Genomic DNA, 21,953 nt, shown 5'->3' with positions numbered 1-21,953 from the left:
TTTACGAAAAAAGTTTTTGAGTTCTTGGTTTAAATCTTACATTTAATGCTCCTAACCGACGAAAACTAAGTTGAAAATGAAATCACTGTTGCATATTACCAACGGGGACTCTTTCACGTCAAAACTTCAATCGCTGCATCTTAAGGGAGATATCATTACTTGGAGGGAAATGCTCTGCGAGGGCAAAACCCTGTGCGCTGTGGGTAGTGAGTCTTTTTGGAAAACCCGTTTCGAATTTTTGAATAAGAATTACAAGGTTACCAAATCTTGGTTTGTGGAAAAGACCCTTAAGGAATACCGCTCCCTTTGTAACCATAAACAGCAGGACCAAATTGTGCTGTGGTTTGAGTACGACCTATTTTGCCAAATCAACATGCTAGCGGTACTAAGTTGGCTGAAAATGCATAGGAGGCATGCCGAAATTTCTTTGGTCTGTAGCGGCAGGGAGGACGAAAGTGAAAAATTATACGGTCTTAGTGAGTTAAGCGATGAAAGACTGCTTGAGCTTTATGAAAATAGAACCGTTCTATCCCAAGACGATATTGAGTTTGCGGATTATGTATGGCAACTTTATTGCAGTGATAATCCAATCCGTTTGGAAAATTTAATTGCCCATAACAACTTTCAATTTGAATACCTTTCGGAAGCCCTAAGAGCACATCTAAAACGTTTCCCTACCATCAAGAATGGACTTAATGAGCTTGAAAACAAGATTTTGCAAACCGCATTATCCGAGAAGCCAAAATCTAAAAGGGAATTGATGGGCAAAATATTGTCCAATCAAGGAGTTTATGGCTTTGGTGATACCCAATATGAACGAATTATTGGTTCCTTAAAACCGCTTTTTAGCTCGTTCAATCCTGTGAGGTTAACTAAAAAGGGAAAAGAGGTCCTGACCAATCAAACCAACTACTACTCGCAAATAAGCGAAAATCAGTTGTATTTGGGCGGTTCATTAAAGTATAGTTTTCTTTACAATTCATCTACAGACCGCATATTAAAATTGTAGTATGGCATTGGGCCACTCAGAGCTGATTCTGAATCCTGACGGCAGTATCTACCATCTGAACCTTCTACCAGAAGACATTGCCCAGACTATTATCACCGTTGGAGACCCTGATAGGGTTCTTCAGGTTTCCAAATATTTCGATTCCATTGAAATTAAAAAGGGGAAACGAGAATTTCTGACCCACACCGGTACACTTAACGGAAAAAGACTGACCGTTATCTCGACAGGTATTGGAACGGACAATATTGACATTGTTTTCAACGAATTGGATGCCTTGGCCAATGTAGATTTTACAACCAGAAAAGTTAAAGAGCAAATTACAGCTTTGGATTTTATACGGATTGGTACATCTGGTGCGATACAAGCTGACATCCCAATTGATTCCTTTCTACTGAGCGATTCGGCCATAGGCTTTGAGGGACTTTTGCACTTTTATGACACTGGACAACAAGACAATCATCAACTGGCAGGTGAACTCAATTCGTTCTTGGGCTGGAGTGGACAAAATATTACCCCTTATGCCTTTGATTGCGACAACACCCTCAAGGATAAATTTACCGATAATCGTATACGATTTGGTATAACTGCCACTAATTCAGGATTTTATGGTCCGCAAGGACGAAGCATACGGCTAAAGCCCCGCATTTCCGATTTCAATGAAAAATTGGCGTCGTTCTCATACCAAAATCAGCATATTACAAACCTAGAAATGGAGACGGCGGGAATCTATGGGTTGGCCAAATTACATGGACACCGGGCAATTTCACTAAATGCAATCCTCGCCAATAGGGCCACGGGTGAATTTTCAAAAAAAGCCTTACATACTGTGGATAGTCTCATTCGTTTTGCCCTGAAGAAACTTGGATAAGCCCTTTTTTGCGACCTCAATAGCTAATCCCGGGAAGAGTTAAATTCCGGAGAAAAGCCTAATTTGGTCCCACTATGGAATAATTGACTATTTGAAGAGCGAATTGAATGAAAAAAGTTAGAATTGTTGGTGTACCGGAACACTTTAACCTTCCCTGGCATATGGCCATAAATGAAGGAGCTTTTGAGGAACGTGGCTTGCACTTACAATGGACAGATATCCCTGAAGGTACGGGCAGAATGTGCAAAATGCTACAAAATAATGAAACGGATTTGGCTATTGTACTGACCGAGGGTATTGTAAAAAGTATCGCCTTGGAAGGAGGTGCCAAAATTATACAAGAATATGTCTCCTCTCCCCTGCTCTGGGGCATTCATGTAGCTGCGAATAGCAAGCGTTCAGTCATTGACCAATTAAAGAACGACCCGGTGGCTATCAGTAGAATGGGCAGTGGGAGCCACCTGATGGCCTATGTGCATGCCCAGGATCAAAATTGGGATACGGAAACACTACAGTTCGATATCATCAACAACCTGCAAGGCGCCATTGAAAGCCTTAGTAATGGTTCCGATGCCTATTTTCTTTGGGAATACTTTACAACCAAACCTTTGGTGGAACAAGGCATATTTAAACGATTGGGGCATTATGCTACCCCATGGCCCTGTTTTATGGTTGCTGCAAATGAAAAGTTTTTAGCCACCAATCCCGGTTTGGTGGATCATATCTTGGAAGTAATCAATACATATACCTCCGAATTCAAACGGATTCCCAGTATAGATCGGACATTAGCCAATAGATATGGTCAGCGCTTGGAAGATATTCAGGACTGGCTTTCCAAAACCAATTGGGGCAATTCCCAAATCTCTCCGGAAATTTTGAATAACGTACAACAACGTTTATTAAGCTTGGGGTTAATAGAAGATGTAAAACCAGAAAGCACCTTTTTTCATGGTTGACTCAGGAGAAGTGCTTGTTAATCAACACTCTAAACTTTAAGTCCGACAACGGTTTCTGTGCAGTATCCCTTACATTCGGGTTTGACATGGCTAAAGCTGTTGTTTTTTCGGTGTCCAAAGCAGTCAACATGACTACGACCACGTTTTTCTTTAATCGATCATCAAATTGTGCCTCATAGGAATCTAAAAATTCCCAACCGTTCATTACGGGCATGTTAGTGTCAAGAATCAACAAGCAAGGTAAGGTTTCTTCGGGGGCAGCCGTTGTCAAAAAATCGATGGCCTCCTTCCCATTTTCAACCGTATTCACCACCAAATTATTATCCAACTGTCTTAGAAAAAACTTATTCAGGAAGTTGGTGGTTTCATCATCATCAACAAGTAAAACCGATTTCAGTCTGCGCAACGTATCAGAATTTTCGTATGGAGTTATTTATGTAAACGTAAGAATTTACCTTATATTTTTGCCAAAGTACCCAAAGAATTAATTCACCAACTTATCAACGGCTTGCCCATCTGGGCTAAAAGCTGATTTGTTTTGCTAAAATGCTGGTTCCCAAACCAAAGTCCTCTGTTGGCACTTAAGGGGGATGGATGACCAGAAGTAAGGATATGATGTTTTGATTGATCAATAAGCGAAGCTTTCTTCTTAGCGAAGCCTCCCCAGAGCAGAAAAACAACACCTTCCTGTTGCATGGAAACTGTTCGGATAACCGCATTTGTAAATTGTTCCCATCCCTTTTTCTGATGACTTCCCGCCTGATGAGCCCTAACGGTCAAAGTGGCATTCAATAATAACACTCCTTGTTGAGCCCAACGTTCCAAATTTCCGCTCTTGGGATAGGGCTGTTCCACATCTGTCTTGATTTCCTTAAAAATGTTGACCAGCGAAGGTGGATGGGGAATACCGTCCTTAACAGAAAAACATAAACCATTGGCTTGGTCGGGGCCATGATAAGGGTCTTGCCCAATAATAACCACCTTGGTCCCGTAAAATGGACAGTGGTCAAAAGCGGCGAAAATATCCTGTCCTTTTGGGTAGCAAGTGTGGTTTCGATATTCCTGTTTCACAAATTGCGTTAACTTTTGAAAATAAGGCTGCTCAAACTCATTTTCCAATTTCGCCTTCCAACTGGGTTCTATAGTTACGTTCATGCCTTCCTTATGCTTGCTTTTAGCGGATAAAACTAAAAATAATATCTTTCGGTCGTTCTTAAAAAATCCTCCTAGCATGAGTGTCCTCGAAAAATTCAAATTTCCCACTGCACATACGGTTCTGTTTATTATTGCAGGTGTTGTAGCTATATTGACCTGGCTAGTTCCTTCCGGGCAATATGACCGATTGTCGTACGATGCAAATGCCAATGTATTTCTAAAGTTAGGCCGTTCGGTGCAAACGGAGCTTCCCGCAACGCAGGAGACTCTAGATAACCTGCACATCCAAATCCCAGTAGAGAAGTTTAAGGAGGGTGCCATTTCCAAACCCATCAGTATTCCCGATACCTACATGAAGCTCGATGGGAACCCCCAAGGTTTTGTGGGGTTCATTCAAGCCCCACTTAAAGGTATTATGCAATCAGCAGACATTATACTTTTGGTGCTCATTATTGGCGGATTAATCAGTATTGTAAACGCCACCAGAGCCTTTGAAGCCGGGATTGCTTGGCTGGCAGAAAGACTAAAGGGCAGGGAATTTATTCTTATTATTATGGTGACCACTCTTGTGGCCTTAGGGGGAACAACCTTTGGTTTGGAAGAGGAAACTATAGCCTTTTACCCCATTTTAATCCCCATTTTTTTGGCTGCCCGCTATGATGCTTTGGTCTGCATAGCCTCTATATATATTGGCTCTTCCATTGGTACTTTAGCTTCAACCATAAATCCGTTCAGCACCATCATTGCCTCAGATGCAGCGGGAATCAACTGGACGGAAGGACTAAACGGTAGGCTTATCATGCTGCTTTTGGGATTGGTGCTTTGTATCGGTTATATCATCCGCTATGCCAATAAGGTCAAAAAGAATCCCTCCCACTCGCTTATCTATGACCAATTGGAGGAAATAACCCAACTGTTTTCCCTGTCCAACACCGCAGCAACCATCAAGCTGAACGGAAAGTTGAGATTGGTGCTGATCATATTTGCAAGCTGCTTTTTCATTATGGTGTATGGGGTTTCGCAATTGGGTTGGTGGTTTCTGGAAATGACCTCGGCCTTCCTAGCAGCCGCTTTGCTAATTGGGGTCATAGCTCGAATTAACGAAAAAAAATTCGTGACAGAGTTCATGAACGGGGCCAAGGACTTGTTGGGTGTTGCCTTCATTATTGGGATTGCGAGAGGAATCACCGTTTTAATGGAAGATGGTCAGGTGAGCGACACTCTATTGTATTATGCCACCCAAATTACTACAGGAATGCATAAAGGCTTGTTCATCAACGTCACATTTTTGATGTATAGCGGCCTAACCTTTTTTATCCCCTCTTCCTCGGGAATGGCGGTTTTGACCATGCCCATCATGTCGCCCTTGGCGGACAGCGTTGGCATTGGTAGGGAAATTATGGTGAACGCTTACCAATATGGGGTTGGACTCTTTAAATTCATTAACCCCACGGGAATTATTTTGGCATCCCTGGCTTTGGTCAACGTAGGGTACGATAAATGGCTTCGCTTTACTTTGCCCCTAGTTTTACTGCTGGCAATTTTAGCAATGGCAATGTTGACGATTGGTGTTTATTTTTAATAATTTCGACTAAAAATAAACAGCATAATAAAATGAAAATACTCATCATAGGTGGCAAGGGTACCATTGGAAAGACAGTTACGGAATATCTTAATCAAAATCACGAAGTGATGATTGCGGGCAGAACTTCAGGGGATTTTATGGTTGATATTGCAGATAGCGGTTCTATTGAAGCTTTGTTTTCTCAAGCGGGGAAGTTTGATGCTATTGTCTGTATTGCAGGAGAAGCCAAATGGGCGGACTTTGACGCTTTAACCGAAGAAGATTATTATATAGGCCTGAAGAGCAAGCTCATGGGACAAGTCAATTTGGTCAGAGTTGGGCAACATGCTTTGAACCCAGGGGGTTCCATTACGCTCTCCGCAGGTATTCTTGCGGATGACCCCGTAGTGAAGACGGCCAGCGCTGCCATGGTCAACGGGGGTATTCATAGTTTTGTACAGGCAGCTGCCCTGGAGACAAACGGCAAATACAGACTGAACGTGGTTTCCTTGGGACTGGTGGAAGATGCCTATGAGCGCTACAAGGACTACTTTCCTGGCCATACACCTATATCCATGCGGAAGGCAGTGGACACTTATGTGAAAAGTATTATGGGAAAAGAAAATGGAAAAGTTTTCAGAACCTACAACTAAAGCCCTTTGTCAACAGGTGCTTTCCCTATCTTTGCCGGGCTAGGAAACGAAAATGCAACACATTCATCCCAAAACCCTCCAAGATTTAGAATTCCCAGTCGTAACTGAACAGGTTGCGGCTCGATGCAATACCGAATTGGGAAAGGCAGGGGCGATTAACATTGCTCCCATCCAGAATTTGGATACCCTCATGGCCGTTTTGGGTCAGACCTCGGAATATCTAGCCTCCTTTTCCAATGATAATCGCATTCCCAACCATAGCTTTGATACCATCAATGCGGAACTTAAGTTATTAGACATTGAAAATACCACCTTGGAAGTGCAAGGTTTCAGACGAATTGGAGCCATTTGCAAAACGGCCGAAATCCATCAGAAATTCTTTAAAAAATTCAAGGAATATTATCCGTTACTGTCCTCCTATGCCCATGAACTGGAACTCCAGCCGCAAATTCCGGCTGCAATTGATGCCGTTATTGATAAGTTTGGGGAAATCAGGGACAACGCATCTGATGAGTTAAAAAGCATCCGAATTCAAATCAATGAGGTGCGCGGCAAAATCAATCAAAGCTTTGCTGCCGCTCTGGGGCGATACCAAGGTCAGGACTTTCTGGATGAAATCCGAGAATCTGTAGTGGAAAACCGAAGGGTACTTGCCGTAAAGGCCATGCACCGCAAAAAGGTCAAAGGCACTGTTATGGGCAGCTCCAAGACGGGAAGCATTGTGTACATTGTACCAGAAGCCACCCTTTCCTATGCTAGGGAACTGAACAATCTGGAGTTTGAGGAGAAAGAGGAAATCCAACGTATCCTCAACCAATTGACCAATGAAATACGCCCCCACTCCTATTTGTTGAAGCTTCAACAAGCTTACCTTACCCACATTGATGTCACCGCCGCCAAAGCCAAGTATGCTGATGAAATGAATGCCCTACTCCCTGAAATCAATAGCAAAAAGGAACTTTTTCTTAGGGATGCCTATCATCCTTTGTTGTTTTTGACGAATAAGCTTAAAAACGAAAAAACCTGGCCCCAGACCATTCAGTTGCACAAGGAGAATAGGATTATTGTCATTTCAGGACCTAATGCTGGAGGAAAAAGTATTACCCTTAAAACCATTGGACTACTTCAAGTAATGCTTCAATCTGGGCTGTTAATTCCCGTTCATGAAAGAAGTTCCGTTTGTTTGTTCGATAAAATTTTGACGGATATTGGGGACAACCAATCGATTGAAAATCATCTCAGCACCTACAGCTATCGATTGAAGAACATGAACCAGTTCCTCAAAAAGTGCAACAGCAAAACACTGTTCCTTATCGATGAATTTGGGACAGGGAGTGATCCTGAATTAGGAGGAGCTTTGGCAGAGGCCTTTTTGGAAGTGTTCTATGAACGTGAGGCCTATGGGGTCATTACCACCCATTATGCCAACCTAAAGGCACTGGCCAACGAATTGCCACATGCCACCAACGCCAATATGCTGTTCAATTCCAAGACTTTGGAGCCTACTTTTCAGTTGATTCTGGGCGAAGCAGGAAGCTCGTTCACTTTTGAGGTAGCCCAAAAAAATGGGATTCCCTATAGCCTGATCAATAAGGCGAAGAAAAAAATTGAGCGAGGTAAGGTACGCTTTGATGCCACCATTGCCAAATTACAAAAAGAACGCTCCAAGATGGTGCAGACGGGCTCTAGACTACAAGATGAAGAGACAAAAGCCCGTGAAGAAGCAGAACGTTTGGAAAAACTAAATGCCAAGATCAAATCCAAATTGGAGAATTATCAGGAATTGTATGACCATAACCAACGAATGATCCATTTGGGCGATAAGGTCAACACTGCAGCCGAACGTTACTTCATCGACAACAAAAAAAGGCCCTTGATTTCTGAGCTCCTTCGCATTGTGGAAACCGAGAACAGCAAACGGAAAAAGACAACCGCAAAGCAAGCCAAGGCCAAACAAGCACAGAAAAAACAGGTAGCACAAGAGTTGGAAAAGAAAATCGTAAAGGTCCGCCAGGAAAAAAAGGTAGAGAAGAAAAAATCCGTCCAAAAGGAAAAGAACAAACCTAGACCCGTTTTCAAAATTGGTGACCGTGTTCGTATGCAGGATGGAAAGGCAGTGGGCAGCATCGACACTCTGGAAAAAGGAAAGGCCGTTGTCAATTATGGGATGTTCACCACCCAGGTGAGTGTGGACCAGTTAGAGTTGGTCGAAGCTAAAAAATAAACCCTTGTGTCATTCCCGCGAAAGCAGGAAACTTTATTGGACTCCACATTAAGTGCGGAATGACAATTAGAATAAAAGAACAGCCGGCATCAAGTTGTTGAACCCAACCTGAGCGGCCGACTGCTTGCATTATCTTGTCCTAATTACAATTTACACTCTGGAACGTGTACTCAGTGCAGAGACCTAAAACACGCTTGGAACAATAGGCCTCATAACAATATTCTTTATCCAAATACCCAAGCTTTTTTTCCCCAAGGGTTCTCCAAGCCAGGTCCCAGAACTGGAATTGAATCGTGACATCATGTGCGCCCTTGGGTGGGGCCATGCTAAAGAATATGTTCTGTTTATCCACTTTTTCCCATTCAGTCTCTTTTACCGTCTGCGTGCCCTTCACTTTGTAAGAGAATCGGAATCGTACATCCACCAGAATCTCTTTTCTAAGCTTTGCATTCTTATGGACATACTCAAATGTGGTGCATTTTTCAACACGGTAGTCGGTGTTATACCCCATTTTCGCAATTCTGTTATCCTTTAAATACTTTACGGTATAACCAATTGGTGCTCCAGGGTTATCACGACTATAGAGCGCTCCTTCTGAAATGACATAGTTAAGACCTCCTTTACCTTCTTCTATTTCACTACCAGTGATTACTTCAGTGGCTACTTGTGCGTTTCCACCGATAGTCACCACATTAATGGTCGATTCTTTGATGATTTTCTCATACTCCGCATTAATTTCAACAGTAGCGCCTTTTTTAGCGGTTTTATATTCCAAAACAGCTTCTAGGTTTACATCGGTTTCCGTATCCGTAGTTTCCATGCGCATCATAATAATTCTTCCATACTGCACCGAGCTGACATAGGCTGGTGGATTTTCATTGGAAAGAATGGACTGAGCCGTTGCCAAATCTACATCATTGCCAAAAACGGCAGCAGGACTTTCCGGGGTTTCCATGACCACATCATAAAAAACCTGTCTATACAACAACGTAGCTACTCTTTTCTCTGTGGTCTTTGTATAATCAAATTGAGATTCAAAAGATGACCCTTTGGACCATTCGGTGCTTACACCCAGATCAAGGCTCATTTGTTCCCTGCTATATGCGGTAGTTTTCTCAAAATAAGTGTCCGCATCTATTTCATAACCCTGAGGTTGGATTTGGGAATTCCAATATTCCAGAGCCTCATCAATGCTCGCCTGTGTATTCTGAAAGGTGGGATCATCCACGGTGATATTGCCGCCCTCTCCTATCCCGGGTAAATCTACCCTAAGTTTTGTCGGTGCCTTGGAAACTTGCAAGGGCAATGGAGCTCCATTCAATAATTCTCCATTTCCAATGACCAACGCTCCGGGGTAAATTACACCTATAGTTGGATCAAAGACCACTACGTCCTCAAAGTTTGAACGGATATTATAGTCAATAGTTCTACATTCTGTAACCCAACCCAAATCGGTATTTTTATTGGTTCGGTCATTGGTCGGCACCGTGCCGGTGGTGCTTTGAACATTTAAAATTTGTTCGGGATCATAGCTTAAGTTAGCTATTGCCTCATTGATTGCATCAAGATCTTGATTGTTTTCTGGTTCAGGAGTTGGCTCTTCTGGAGTCTCAGTCTCAGGGTTTTCTCCTCCACCGGTTTCAACTGGTGGTTCAACAGGCTCAATTTCGCTACCACAGGAAATTACACCTAATAACGATACACTTACCAGCATTATCATAAATACCCTTAAGGCTTGGTGTTTTGTTTTCATAACTTTTTGGTTTTTAGGATTCAACACCCTAAACCTAGAGGAGAAAAACGCCCATCCCTAATTTTCACCATGGACAAAGTATGGACAAGCAGCATGGATTTCATTGAAAACCACCATGGACAGCAGGTTTTTACCAAAAGCTAAAAATACCTGTGAATATCAATAAAATCAGCACTTAATGAGCTTTATTGATTTTTGTGAATTGGATAATTTCATGGACTTTTTATGGACAAGCACTTTTCACCCTCTGGAATCGAGCATTTTGGTAAATGATATAATTGGTATCTTGGTAAAACAATCATCATTCCATGAAAAAACAGATAACTCTTTTTACGATTATCATGTTTTGGCCAATTTTTACATTTTCTCAGCTGCAGGGTCAAAAGCGTATCGACAGTTTACATACCGTTTTAAAAAGTCAAAAAGAAATTGCATCCAAAGTTTCCACTTTAGAAAAATTATATGAAACCGCAAGTTATCTGGATTCAGAAAAAGGGAAACAGTATGCTTTGGAAATTATCTCCCTTTCTGAAGGTGATTCATATCCATTGGGCATGATCATTGGAAATTTTAGCCTAGGTGGATACTACTTCACCATAAGAAAAATGGATTCTGCAACGCTTCACTTTCAAAAAACCCTTGATTTAGCTTCCCAACATGACTTAAAAGATAACGTTGCTGGAGCATTGTCCAATCTATCGATAATTGAAGGTGATAAAGGTAACTATAGGAATGCCATACGACTAATGGACTCTGTAACACAAATTTCGTGGGACAATAAAGACTTCCTTAGGTATGGTGTTTCATTAAATACCAATGGTAACAATTATTATGAGCTCGGACAATATTTGAATGCGATGAACTCGTTTAAGAAGGCCCTTGAAGTATTAGATACTATAGATAGGGAAGTTTACCGAAGGGGTGACGTCTATAGAAATATTGGAAAGCTCAACTATCAGCAAAAAGATTTTAATCAGGCGATAGAAAATTTTACAAATGCCTATGAAATTTACAGGGAAGTTTCAGATAACCAATATAGTGCCCATGTTCTCAATGATATAGGCAATGTTTATATTTACTTTAAGGATTACTATAAGGCTATTGAATACTTTAATGAAAGTTTTGAAATCAGTCAAGAATTTAACTTTCCTGAAGCTGCGGCAAATGCCCTTTTCAACATTGGATATGCTCAAAGGGAAAATGGGAACTACCAAGAAGCGCTGAACTATTTCACTAAAGCAGGCGAGATCAACACTTATGACCAGTCTTCTTTAAACTATGTACTGGAACTATATCATGTAGGCTTAACGTATTCACTTTTAGGTAATAATAAAAGAGCTATAGAATATCTGGACAAATCTGTGCGTTTGGCCGACTCCCTTAAGATTTCCAATGAACTTAAACATGCATTGGGTTACAGGTCCAAAGCATATGTTAATGCAGGCAATTACAAATCGGCCTTTGAAGATTATGTCGCTTCGCAAAAAATCAAGGACAGTCTGTTCTCTATTGAGAAAACCAAGGCAATTGAGGAATTGGAGACTATCTACGAAACTGAAAAGAAGGAAGAAGAAATCAACACCCTAAACGAAAAAGCAAAGGTGGACAAACTCACCAAAGGCCTCTATGCCGGCGGTATGGCCTCTGCCCTAGCCTTTTCAGGGCTTTTGGTATTTGGTTTTAGACAACGCATCAAAAAGAACAAAATAGCTCGGGAAAAACAAGAGGAAATATACAAACAGGAAATTGAGCACAAGAAAAAAGAACTGACCAGCCAAACTTTGCATTTGGTGCAAAAGAATACCTTTATCCAAGAGCTCAAAGAAAACCTGGAAAGCCTTAAAAACTCTCCGGAAAAGTTCAAGATGGAGTTCCGGCGCATCGTCATGCTCCTTAAAAAGCAAAATGCCTCCGACAAGGATTGGGAGGTCTTTAAATCCTATTTCTCCGAAGTCCATAACGACTTTGACCAAAAACTAAAGACCCTTTATCCTGATATTTCAGAAAAAGAAATTCGTCTTGCCGCCTTTTTACGGATGAACCTTACCACCAAGGAGATTGCAGCTACGTTAAATGTATTGCCAGACAGTATCTTGAAGTCCAAATACCGATTAAAAAAGAAATTAGAATTGGACAAGGAAATGGATTTAAGCAGTTTTTTAAATACCCTTTAAGAATTGATCTCTTTAATTACTTTTCATGGTTTGCACCCTGCTATTGCTGCTGACATTACTTTGTGCGCTCATAGGTCGCGATGAGGAACCACTACTTCTCATTGAATTTGGCCTTGAAGAACTGTTGGTAGCTGAAGAAGATGATTGAACCTCCAAAACCTGAAGATTTTCTGCCTCTTCCATGCTTTCCGTTGTACAAGCTACAAACGAAGCAAAGACAAACATTATGGCCGACAAATAAAATAGTTTTTTCATTTTTGAAGTTTTAACTGGCTGAATATATCAATTTATAAGGTTATTCTTACTAGTTTTTCCGAATTTATCTGAACCTTTTTTCCATAAAATCTAATACACGGTGGTTTCCTAAAGTCCAAATACCGCCTGAAAAGGAAATTGGAGTTGGACAAAGACATGGACCTGAACACTTTCTTAAATACCCTCTTGAAAACCACATTAAATCAATTTTTAGTCTTATTTTGAGGTCAAATCAAAACAACCCAACCTCATGAAAAAATTGGCTTTTGCCCTAGTCCTGGCTTTCCTTGCATTTCCATGCTTTGCACAAGAAAAAACAACCAAAAAGGAAATCCCTGATGGGGAAATTTTTAGCTCCACCCAATCGGTTACCATCAATGGAAAGACGATATCCTTGGCCACAGAAACTGGAACGGTGCAGCTCCGGGACGAAAACGACAAGCCCATCGCCCTATTTGGCTTTACCCACTACAGAAAAACAAATGCCACCAACAGGCCTATTGTGTTTGCCTTTAACGGAGGGCCTTTGTCCGCTTCCTTCTGGCTACATTTTGGGGTCTTGGGGCCAAAGCGTATAGAAATCAATGATCCCGCCTATACCAAGCCAGCTCCTTATAAGGTGGTGAACAATCAATATTCCATTTTGGACAAGGCCGATTTGGTCATGATAGACCCCGTAGGGGTAGGCTTTAGCAAACCCATTGGCGATGCCAAGTGGGAGGACTTCTGGGGCGTGGACCAAGATATTCGCAGTATTGGTCTGTTCATAGAGCAATTCATTATCCGAAGCGGCAAAATGAACGCACCCAAGTATTTGTTGGGCGAAAGCTACGGTACCTTCCGAAATGCGGGATTGGTAAAACATTTGCAAGACAAGGGCATTGCCATGAACGGGGTAATCATGGTATCCGCCGTTTTTGATCTACAACATTTGCTATTTGGACCTGGAGACGATACCGCTTACCTTATTCATTATCCCACCTATGCAGCAACGGCCTGGTATCACAACAAAGTAAAAAACAAAGGGGAAAGTTTGGAGGCCTTTTTGGACGAAGTACGTGCCTTTACCCAAAACGAGTATGCTCCTGCCCTGCTCAAGGGCGACCAATTGAGCGCTGCCGAACGAAATGCAGTGGCCCAAAAGCTGGCCGATTATTCCGGGCTGAGCCAAGACTTCTATCTCAAGGCCGACCTACGGGTTACGAATGGAGAATATTTTCAGGAACTCCTTAGGGATAAGGGACTTACAGTGGGTCGTTTAGACTCAAGGTTCACAGGTGTAAATGAGGATTTATTATCGCAAAACTCCTTGACCGACCCTCAAAGTGATGCTATTTCTCCACCCTATATTGCCGCCTTTAAAGACTATCTGTACAACGACCTTAAGGTGCGAAAGGATTTGAGCTACACCACAACCGCCAGCACCCGTAAAGGCTTCAAATGGGACTGGAATCACAATGGGAACATCATTTGGAACATGCAGGTGGCCGTGACCACCCTGCCGGACATGACCTCCGCCATGAAACGCAATCCGGACCTAAAAATCCTGATTTTGAACGGCTACTACGATCTTGCAACCGTTTTTTACGGCGTGGAACGTTCCATAGACCATATGGGATTGGATGCCGAACTCAAAAAGAACATCATCATGAAATACTATGAGGCCGGCCACATGATGTACACCCATATTCCTTCCATGGCCAAGTTTAAAAAGGATGTGGACGAGTTTATTGATCAGACTTCTAACTAAAAGTTCAAACTCAATCTCAAATTCAAGAGCTAAATGTCAGTTCGAGTGATTCCAACAAGGTTGGAATTGTATCGAGAACCAAATGGTTTCCGAAGGAAACTGTATCGAGAACCAGGTGGTTCCAATGGTAGGATGACCATTTCTCGATACAAATTTTCCGTTCCGAAAAATTCACTCTAAATGACGCCAATTGTTAAACTCAAGCTCAAGTTCAAATTCAGTGTTGCGGTATCCTTGGCCCTTTCAACTTGGGAAATCAACTCAAAAAGTTGGAAAATAAAATGCTAAAACATGACATTTGTTCTTTATTGAACGCTGACATTCCACGAGCTTAGCAACATAATCTAACGGAACACCAATAACAACCAACCCGGACCACAATTTGAAGCGGACATTAGTTTTTCTGTTTTGCACCGGCCTATTGTCATTTCCAATGCAGGCCCAGGTAGATTCGCTTTTGTCCAAATTGGATTTTGCGGCCGACTTTCGCTTTAGGGCAGAACAGGACTGGAATTCCCAAAAATCCGACGGCAGTTTTAGGGATGACCGCTCACGGCTCCGATACCGAGCACGGGTTGGGGTTACCTACGAGGACGACTGGTACGAAGTCGGTCTGCGCATCCGTACGGGAAACCCCAGAAAACAGCAGGACCCCCAACTCACCTTAGGTGATAACTTTCGGGAATTTGGCACCCTGCCCATCGCCCTGGAAAAAGCCTACTTTAAGGGTGAATGGTCCAACTTTATGTTCTGGCTGGGCAAAAACTCCTTTCCTTTTGTTAAGAGTAACGAGCTTTTTTGGAGCGACAATGTGTTCCCAGAAGGGGTTGCTTTGAGCAAGGGTTTTTCGTTTCAATCCGGGGTTTTGGACCTTTTGGAACTAAAAGCAGGGCATTTTATCATTTCCACCTCGGGCAAGTCCTTTGATCAAGATGCTTATTTTCAAGGGTACCAGGTCTACAGTTCGTTTGCAAAGAAACAGGTGGAGCTGTTTCCGTCTATCTATCTATTTAAAAATGTGCCCAATATTCCTGATGGTGCAGATACCTTTGTGTTGGATTATACCATTTTACACCTAGGGTCACGGGTAAAGCTTCTGGACCACCCGGGGATTTCCATGGAACTGGACCTATACCAAAACATCCAAGACTACGGCACGTTGGAATCTATCCCCGAAGATTTTAAAGATGAACGATCGGGTTGGGTCTTGGGTTTAGCCTACGGAGGTCTAAAACAAAAAAAGGACTGGTTCTTTAAGGCCAGCTATGCCTGGTTGCAACGCTATGCAGCCGTTGACTTTTTGGCACAGAACGATTGGGCCCGATGGGACTACTCCGCCTTTGACTCCCCGGATGGCCGACTCACCAACCTTAAGGGTATAGAATTGGTGGCCAGCCATTCGATTCACAAGAACATAAGCCTTACCACCAAATACTATTTTGTGGAGCAGTTGGTTCCCTTGGGCCCAGCCTTGGAAACCGGCAGCCGAATCCGTTTTGATATTGATGTGAGGTTTTAAGAAGTTCAAATTCAAAGCTCAAATTCAAAGCTCAAATTCAAGAGCCAAATGTCAGTTCGAGCGCAGTCGAGAACCCATTTGTCCAATGGCACCATAACCATTTCTCGATACAAATTTTCCGTTCCGAAAAATCCACTCGAAATGACGTCGATTGTTAAACCTAAAGCTCAAACTCAAGTCCAAATGCAAAACTCAAGCTCAAATTCAAGAGCCAAATGTCAGTTCGAGTGGTTCCGACGAAGTCGGAAGTGTATCGAGAACCAAAATCAAAAATTTAAAATTACTTGGACTGTCAATTATCCATTTTCAATTTCGGCTATCCGTTCCCAAAGCCCTTTCATCCAATAGAGGGCCACTTTTTCAGGGTCGTCCAAGGGGCCTTCGGAGTGGTACAGCGCTATGTTATGGATGTGTTTAAGGGAATGCACCAAATCTGGGGCATCTAGGGGATTGATAAAATCCAAGAGTTGGGTTTGTGCCGGGCTAAGCGGCGTTAAGACCGCTTTGCAGTGCGGACATCGCTTATGACTTTTTCCGTTAGGCATAAGTTCATATTTTGAAAGTTACGCATTGCGAGATTCTCAAAATGTGTTGACGCTTCAAATATACAGTTTCTTAGAAAATAGAAAGTGACAGCAAGTTGATAACTCCTAATAACTATGACGGAAAACCGCTTGGAAGTGAAGGAAATTTCGGGGAACTTAGTTTTTAATGTTACAGGTGAATAAAGTAGGGGCTTGAAACTTAAAATTAAATATCATCAATGCGAAGGACTATTGTTTTTGATACCAACATTTTAAGAAGTGATTTTCTTTTGGTGTCGCATAACTTTCGGGTTTTTCTAGATTTTTGTAAAAAAACCAATTCTACAATCCTCATACCGACTATTGTTTGGGAAGAATTATCGGAACTTTATAGGCAAGAACTTAAAACAAGACTTGACAATTTAAATAAAAGTAGACAGAGTCTAAATAATCTACTAACAAATCCTAAACAGTTTGAGAAGGAAACTTTAGATATCGAATCCCTTGTTAGCGATTACATTTCCCATCTTAAGCTTAAGTTTGACCATCACCTTAAAACAATTGAATACAGAAACATTTTCCTCCCTGAATTAGTTAAAAGGTCAATACAAAGAATAAAGCCAATTTCAACAAAAGGTGAAGAATTTAGAGATGCAATCCTTTGGCTTTCTATCATAGACTATCTAAAAGAACGTAATTTTGAATTTGAAGTTTCTTTTATAACCGGAAACATCAAAGATTTTTCCAATAAGGATAACACTGATTTGCACCCAGATCTTTATCACGAATTGGAGGAATTAAGGCCCACTTTAAAATTGTACCATTCGTTAAGTGCATTCACAAAAGAAATAGCGGTTAAAATCGATTTTATAACGAAAGAATGGATTATAGAGAATATTGATTGGGACAGGATACAAAGTGGTGCGGAAAGGGCAGTAAATGGGATAGATCCAGCTTATTTTTATGAATATTATTACCGCCGTAATGTAGATAACAACAATTTGGAGTATTGGGATATTTTATGGGCAAGGTTTAACACTGATATTGAAGAATTTCATGTTTTTCAACGTGATGGCATAGAAAACTATGGAATTGAAGTTCATCTACTTGGCGATGCTGAAATAGAGTTTGAGAACGATAAAGAACAACATTTCAATAGAGAGGTAGGTTTCGGTACAATTATTTATCTTTTTATTGCATCGGGAAGTATTGTCGATTGTGATGACTCCTTTGCTGTGGAAGAAACAGGTTTGGACTTTTATAATTGAGGTTCCACCGTTCCGCCTCTCCCGCAAAATCACTTCGGCAGGCTCAGTGCAGGTATATAAAGCCTAACTTTGACAATAGCCAAAAAATAGCTAGGACCAATGCATTGAACATAAATGAAGCATAGAAACTATATTGATACTTTCTTAAAGGGGATACAATTGTGGGAAAAATATTCTTGGGCTCTTGGAGTTGCCATTTTAGTATTTGGAATCTCGGTTTATGTCAATTACTACTCAGAGATACATGCGAATGAGGCGGAAACTCATGGGGTTATTTATAATGTAACGTCCATGCGAGTGGGGAATTTTAGTGGTCCCGTGTACAAATATAAATTTGGGTATCTGGGGAAGGATTATTTTGGAACATCGACAAAAAATCATCCTGAAAGGATAAAAATTGGGCGCATTTTTAAAGTGAAGTTTTCTGCAAAAGATCCAAACAAAAATGAGATTTTTTTTGAGTACGAGTATTTGAGAAAAATAGTTTTAGATACCCTAGGACGTCGAGACACGCTATATTTGATCAAAAACCAAACACCCTAATCCCATACTATTCGGTGAAAGCACTATCTCTTTTTAGATATTGCAAAGAATATCTTGGAGTTGATTTAGAAACGGAGCCCCCGCTCCCGCAAGATTACTTCGGCAGGCTCAGTGCAGTTGTATCTTATGGGCTGCTTTAGGTTTAGACAAATAAAGAAAATACAACCGAGACCGCTGTAATATGACAAAATGAACAATAGAGAATCGTTGGTAAACTTTATTTTAAGTGTGGTCAAAATTTCAAAAGATGATGCTGAAAAAATTGCAAACACATTTCATCCGATCGAGTTCCAGGAAAAAGACTATTTGCTAAGAGCGAATGAAGTAAGCGATGATTACCTCTATTTGGAGCGTGGATTAATGCGGACTTTTCTCTACAACTTGGAAGGTGAAGAAATTACTATAGACTTCTTTACGGAAGACAATATTGTATTTGAAATTACCTCATTCTTTAATCGGATTCGTTCAGAGGCCTATATTCAGGCCATTACAAAATGCAAAGGGTTTAGAATTTCTTATGAGGAATTAAATACCCTATTTCATACCAAACCTGCATTCAGAGACTTTGGAAGAGCCATTTTGGTAAAGGAATTTATTGCTTCCCAAGGAAGAAATTATGGGATGATAAATCGTACCGCCAAAGAGCGATATCAGAACCTTTTAAGCACAAAACCCCAAATACTGCAATATGCACCACTAAAGTGCATTGCCTCTTACTTAGGTGTTACCGACAGCACTTTGAGCAGGTTGCGAAAAAAAATGTAGATTTTTACTTCTTGCCTTTTGTCAAGTGGATTTTAATCCCACGCATTGAACTTTGCAGTAAAGTTTACTAGTGATGGCAGAAATTTCTACTTCAATCGAAATACTTTTTATGGTCACAACCTTGGTTACGTTGTGGTGTTTTTATCAAGCGCATAAAAGTGGAAGGCAGCTTGTAGGTATCTTCATTTGGATGGCGGTAGTTGGGGTCTTGGGATATTTAGGGTTTTACCGAGTTCAAAATGCCATACCCCCAAGATTTGTTTTTCTTTTGCTTCCCGGCATCCTTTTCGTTATCGTCCATTTTTTCCTTACCAAAAACAATATCGTTGGCAATGGGCACAATCTGAAATGGTTGACTTTAGTACACACCATAAGAGTTCCTGTAGAAATAGTATTGTACTATGTTTTCATAGCAGGTTTTATACCAGATTTAATGACTTTTGAAGGCTATAACTATGATATTCTTTCGGGTATTTCAGCACCCATAATTTATTATGCCGTGTTTGTGAAAAAATGGATTGGAAAAAAGGGGCTTCTACTATGGAATTTCATTTGTTTGGGATTGTTAGTCAATATTTTGACCATAGCTTTTTTAAGTGCTGAAACCCCAATTCAGCAATTGGCATTCGACCAACCCAATGTTGGTGTAGCTTACTTTCCTTTCGTTTGGCTACCTGCCGTAATTGTACCCATTGTTCTTTATTCACATTTAGAGAGCATAAAAATTTTGTTGGAGTTTCGAAACAATACTGCTGCTAACAATGTCCAGAGGTAATTGCCCGTTCTTACCTAATTCTAAAAATCCCCTCCCCCGCTCCCGAAAGATTGTATCTTGTAGGCTACTATGGCTTTACATAAGTAAAGAAAACATAGCAAAGACCGTTGTATGCAATTTGAAAATAAGATATGATTGGACATAAAATTAGGGGCCTGGGAGAAGTAGTCCTGCGCGTAAATGATATGGAATTGATGAAAAATTTCTATCTGAAAACTATAGGATTTGAATTGATGCATGAATCTGAGGATTATACGTTCTTCAAAATTACAGAGGGTGTCGGAGGCCATACCCAGACCTTGGCATTATTTGCAAAGAATAATCTATCTGCCTTTGATGAAGAGTTGCGAGCTTTAATGCCAGAGAATACCACATTACATCATTTCGCTCTCGAAATCGAATTACTGGACTATGAAGAAATACTGACCCTATGTAAAAAGAATAAAATAGAGTATGTAACCAAGATATTTGAATGGGTTAAATGGAAATCTATATTTATCAAGGATCCAGAATCAAATATTGTTGAATTTGTTTGTTATGATCCCGAGATTTAAAAGCTGAATAGAACAATGGCTATAATTACCCTAGCTCCAGCAAAATCACTTCGGTGGGCTCAACACAGGAGTATCTTCTGGGGAGGCTAGCTTAGCTAGAAGTAAAACAGCACAACCGAGACCGTTTTTGCTTATTTAACAAACCCAAATTTTAGTAATGAAACTTACCCTAAAAAAAGTACTTCACTTTCCCTTGATCAAAATAGTTTTAGGAATTTCAATATGTCTTGGCGTACTTATCGGAATCCAAAACTTAATTTCAAAGCCTTTGGTAAGTAGCCTAATCGACAACAAGTCAATTGGTGATACTATAGTAAATTATATTTCTGTAATTGTTCTTCTATTAACCTACTATTATTTTTTCAAAGTGTATGAAAAAAGAGAGATCAAAGAACTGTCCAAAACCAACTTAAAAACAGAATTGTTTGGAGGTTTTCTGTTCGGATTCTCCGTTTTATCGATGGTTATATTGACACTTTATGTATTAGGCTACTACACAGTTGACAGTATCTCTGGTTTTTCATATCTATTGGCGCCATTTTCGTTTCTGGTAATTGCGGCTTTAATAGAAGAAGTTTTTTTCAGACTCATTATTTATAGGATTATGGAAAAGTGGTTGGGAACTTATTTGGCTTTGCTGATAATATCCATAATTTTCACGGTACCACATTTGCTCAACGACAATGTTACATTATTGTCGGTTCTATTACTGTTGACTTTTGGTTTTGCCCATAGCATAATGTACACCTATACAAAACGGCTGTGGTTACCTTTTGCGTTTCATTTGGGATGGAACTTCGCACAGCCATTTTATGGTTCCAATCTCTCCGGAACGGAAGAAGAACCTATAATCAATTCCAATTTTGATGGGCCTATTTTATTGATAGGAAGTGACTTTGGCATAGAGGATTCAATTTTGTCCATAACTTTACTACTCATGGTATGTGTTCTATTTTTAAAATTGTCCATACAAAAGAATAGAATAGAAAAACGCAAACTACAGTGGCTGTAAAAACACCAAGAAACCACAACCAAGAACCTTAGGCGTAAATTAAAGTACAGCATGGAAGAGATTAAAAAGTTCATAGATACTATATATCCCATGAACGGTGCCGATTGGAACTTCTTTTCTTCAAAACTGCGCACGGAAACCGTAAAGAAAAACACTGCCCTAATAAGAATTGGCGAAGTTGAGAACTACCTGTCCTTTATTTCCGAAGGGATTGTGCGTTTCTATATTCCCAAAGAAGAAAGTGAATTGACTTTTGGTTTTTTATTCGAGAACGAATTTGTTACTGCTTATGATTCCTTTATCACCCAAACACCCTCCCATTATCAAATAGAAACGCTGACAAACACAACTCTGTGGCGAATAGCATTCCAAGACCTGCAAGAGGTCTATAAGAAAACCGAAAGCGGAAATGTAATTGGCAGAAGAATGGCGGAAAACATGTTTTTGATAAAGTCCAAAAGAGAAATTTCCTTACTCCACAAAACGGCAGAGGAACGGTATTTGGACCTGTTCCGGGAACGCCCCAAATTATTGAAACAGATTCCGCTAAAATACATTGCATCCTATATTGGGGTAACGCCACAAGCCTTGAGCAGGATACGGAGGCGAATTACTTAACTTGGGTTCATTGT

The 21,953-nt window shown here is 40.7% G+C and carries 21 protein-coding genes; 16 read left to right on the top strand and 5 right to left on the bottom strand.

The genetic code is table 11. From position 1 onward, the window contains the following. Positions 1 to 76: 76 nt before the first annotated feature. The 3 genes from BUC10_RS03880 (at position 77) to BUC10_RS03870 (ending at position 2,833) form a co-directional block, all read left to right on the top strand. On the top strand, positions 77 to 1,009 hold the full coding sequence (locus tag BUC10_RS03880; RefSeq protein WP_073176566.1) for a DUF1835 domain-containing protein: 933 nt from the start codon (positions 77 to 79) through the stop codon (positions 1,007 to 1,009). A 1-nt stretch (position 1,010) separates the two neighbouring features. Next, complete coding sequence (locus BUC10_RS03875; RefSeq protein WP_073176565.1) at positions 1,011 to 1,877, top strand: nucleoside phosphorylase; 867 nt, start codon at positions 1,011 to 1,013, stop codon at positions 1,875 to 1,877. Between the two features lie 107 nt (positions 1,878 to 1,984). Further along, positions 1,985 to 2,833, top strand: a complete 849-nt coding sequence (locus tag BUC10_RS03870) for a substrate-binding domain-containing protein (RefSeq protein WP_073176564.1) — start codon at positions 1,985 to 1,987, stop codon at positions 2,831 to 2,833. A gap of 1 nt (position 2,834) precedes the next feature. Here the strand turns inward: BUC10_RS03870 and BUC10_RS03865 are convergent, their stop codons facing one another. Then, entirely contained in the window at positions 2,835 to 3,239 is a 405-nt protein-coding gene (locus BUC10_RS03865) for a response regulator (protein WP_073176563.1), read from the bottom strand. Between the two features lie 83 nt (positions 3,240 to 3,322). Next, complete coding sequence (locus tag BUC10_RS03860; protein WP_073177153.1) at positions 3,323 to 3,988, bottom strand: uracil-DNA glycosylase; 666 nt, start codon at positions 3,986 to 3,988, stop codon at positions 3,323 to 3,325. A 76-nt stretch (positions 3,989 to 4,064) separates the two neighbouring features. Between BUC10_RS03860 and BUC10_RS03855 the strand changes: the two genes are divergently transcribed. From BUC10_RS03855 to BUC10_RS03845, 3 genes are read left to right on the top strand one after another with little or no spacing between them, the layout of a single operon-like run. Further along, entirely contained in the window at positions 4,065 to 5,570 is a 1,506-nt protein-coding gene (locus tag BUC10_RS03855; protein ID WP_073176562.1) for a YfcC family protein, read from the top strand. Between the two features lie 32 nt (positions 5,571 to 5,602). Next, positions 5,603 to 6,205: a short chain dehydrogenase gene (locus tag BUC10_RS03850; RefSeq protein ID WP_073176561.1), complete on the top strand. Its 603-nt coding sequence runs from the start codon at positions 5,603 to 5,605 to the stop codon at positions 6,203 to 6,205. Positions 6,206 to 6,257: 52 nt separating this feature from the next. Continuing rightward, positions 6,258 to 8,429 carry an endonuclease MutS2 gene (locus BUC10_RS03845; protein ID WP_073176560.1) on the top strand — a complete coding sequence of 724 codons (2,172 nt, stop codon included), beginning with the start codon at positions 6,258 to 6,260 and terminating at the stop codon, positions 8,427 to 8,429. A gap of 139 nt (positions 8,430 to 8,568) precedes the next feature. On the opposite strand, the gene BUC10_RS03840 is transcribed toward BUC10_RS03845, so the two are convergent. Continuing rightward, a complete protein-coding gene (locus tag BUC10_RS03840) occupies positions 8,569 to 10,182 on the bottom strand; it encodes a thiol-activated cytolysin family protein (protein WP_131819039.1) in 1,614 nt (537 codons plus the stop codon). A gap of 308 nt (positions 10,183 to 10,490) precedes the next feature. On the opposite strand from BUC10_RS03840, the gene BUC10_RS03835 reads away from it, so the two are divergent. Then, positions 10,491 to 12,356 carry a tetratricopeptide repeat protein gene (locus BUC10_RS03835; RefSeq protein ID WP_073176558.1) on the top strand — a complete coding sequence of 622 codons (1,866 nt, stop codon included), beginning with the start codon at positions 10,491 to 10,493 and terminating at the stop codon, positions 12,354 to 12,356. Between the two features lie 12 nt (positions 12,357 to 12,368). On the opposite strand, the gene BUC10_RS03830 is transcribed toward BUC10_RS03835, so the two are convergent. After that, positions 12,369 to 12,611, bottom strand: coding sequence for a hypothetical protein (locus BUC10_RS03830; protein ID WP_073176557.1), 243 nt, complete (start codon positions 12,609 to 12,611; stop codon positions 12,369 to 12,371). 250 nt (positions 12,612 to 12,861) lie between these two features. Between BUC10_RS03830 and BUC10_RS03825 the strand changes: the two genes are divergently transcribed. Both BUC10_RS03825 and BUC10_RS03820 read left to right on the top strand, forming a co-directional pair. Beyond that, positions 12,862 to 14,361: a S10 family peptidase gene (locus BUC10_RS03825; RefSeq protein ID WP_073176556.1), complete on the top strand. Its 1,500-nt coding sequence runs from the start codon at positions 12,862 to 12,864 to the stop codon at positions 14,359 to 14,361. 433 nt (positions 14,362 to 14,794) lie between these two features. Next, complete coding sequence (locus BUC10_RS03820) at positions 14,795 to 15,880, top strand: putative porin (protein WP_073176555.1); 1,086 nt, start codon at positions 14,795 to 14,797, stop codon at positions 15,878 to 15,880. A gap of 296 nt (positions 15,881 to 16,176) precedes the next feature. Here the strand turns inward: BUC10_RS03820 and BUC10_RS03815 are convergent, their stop codons facing one another. Then, positions 16,177 to 16,425 carry a hypothetical protein gene (locus tag BUC10_RS03815; protein ID WP_073176554.1) on the bottom strand — a complete coding sequence of 83 codons (249 nt, stop codon included), beginning with the start codon at positions 16,423 to 16,425 and terminating at the stop codon, positions 16,177 to 16,179. A gap of 218 nt (positions 16,426 to 16,643) precedes the next feature. Between BUC10_RS03815 and BUC10_RS03810 the strand changes: the two genes are divergently transcribed. The 7 genes from BUC10_RS03810 (at position 16,644) to BUC10_RS03780 (ending at position 21,939) form a co-directional block, all read left to right on the top strand. Then, entirely contained in the window at positions 16,644 to 17,672 is a 1,029-nt protein-coding gene (locus BUC10_RS03810) for a PIN domain-containing protein (protein ID WP_073176553.1), read from the top strand. Between the two features lie 114 nt (positions 17,673 to 17,786). Beyond that, positions 17,787 to 18,215, top strand: coding sequence for a hypothetical protein (locus tag BUC10_RS03805; RefSeq protein WP_073176552.1), 429 nt, complete (start codon positions 17,787 to 17,789; stop codon positions 18,213 to 18,215). Positions 18,216 to 18,404: 189 nt separating this feature from the next. Beyond that, complete coding sequence (locus BUC10_RS03800) at positions 18,405 to 18,980, top strand: Crp/Fnr family transcriptional regulator (RefSeq protein ID WP_073176551.1); 576 nt, start codon at positions 18,405 to 18,407, stop codon at positions 18,978 to 18,980. Positions 18,981 to 19,053: 73 nt separating this feature from the next. Beyond that, a complete protein-coding gene (locus BUC10_RS03795; protein WP_073176550.1) occupies positions 19,054 to 19,755 on the top strand; it encodes a hypothetical protein in 702 nt (233 codons plus the stop codon). 131 nt (positions 19,756 to 19,886) lie between these two features. Next, positions 19,887 to 20,309, top strand: a complete 423-nt coding sequence (locus BUC10_RS03790; protein ID WP_073176549.1) for a VOC family protein — start codon at positions 19,887 to 19,889, stop codon at positions 20,307 to 20,309. Between the two features lie 157 nt (positions 20,310 to 20,466). After that, a complete protein-coding gene (locus BUC10_RS03785; protein WP_073176548.1) occupies positions 20,467 to 21,321 on the top strand; it encodes a CPBP family intramembrane glutamic endopeptidase in 855 nt (284 codons plus the stop codon). 51 nt (positions 21,322 to 21,372) lie between these two features. Further along, positions 21,373 to 21,939: a Crp/Fnr family transcriptional regulator gene (locus BUC10_RS03780; RefSeq protein ID WP_073176547.1), complete on the top strand. Its 567-nt coding sequence runs from the start codon at positions 21,373 to 21,375 to the stop codon at positions 21,937 to 21,939. Positions 21,940 to 21,953 lie beyond the last annotated feature (14 nt).

It is taken from the genome of Flagellimonas flava, from assembly GCF_900129665.1.
Classification (GTDB): domain Bacteria; phylum Bacteroidota; class Bacteroidia; order Flavobacteriales; family Flavobacteriaceae; genus Flagellimonas; species Flagellimonas flava.
Note: the sequence above shows the minus strand (reverse complement) of the source record. Positions and strands in the feature narration are given on the sequence as shown.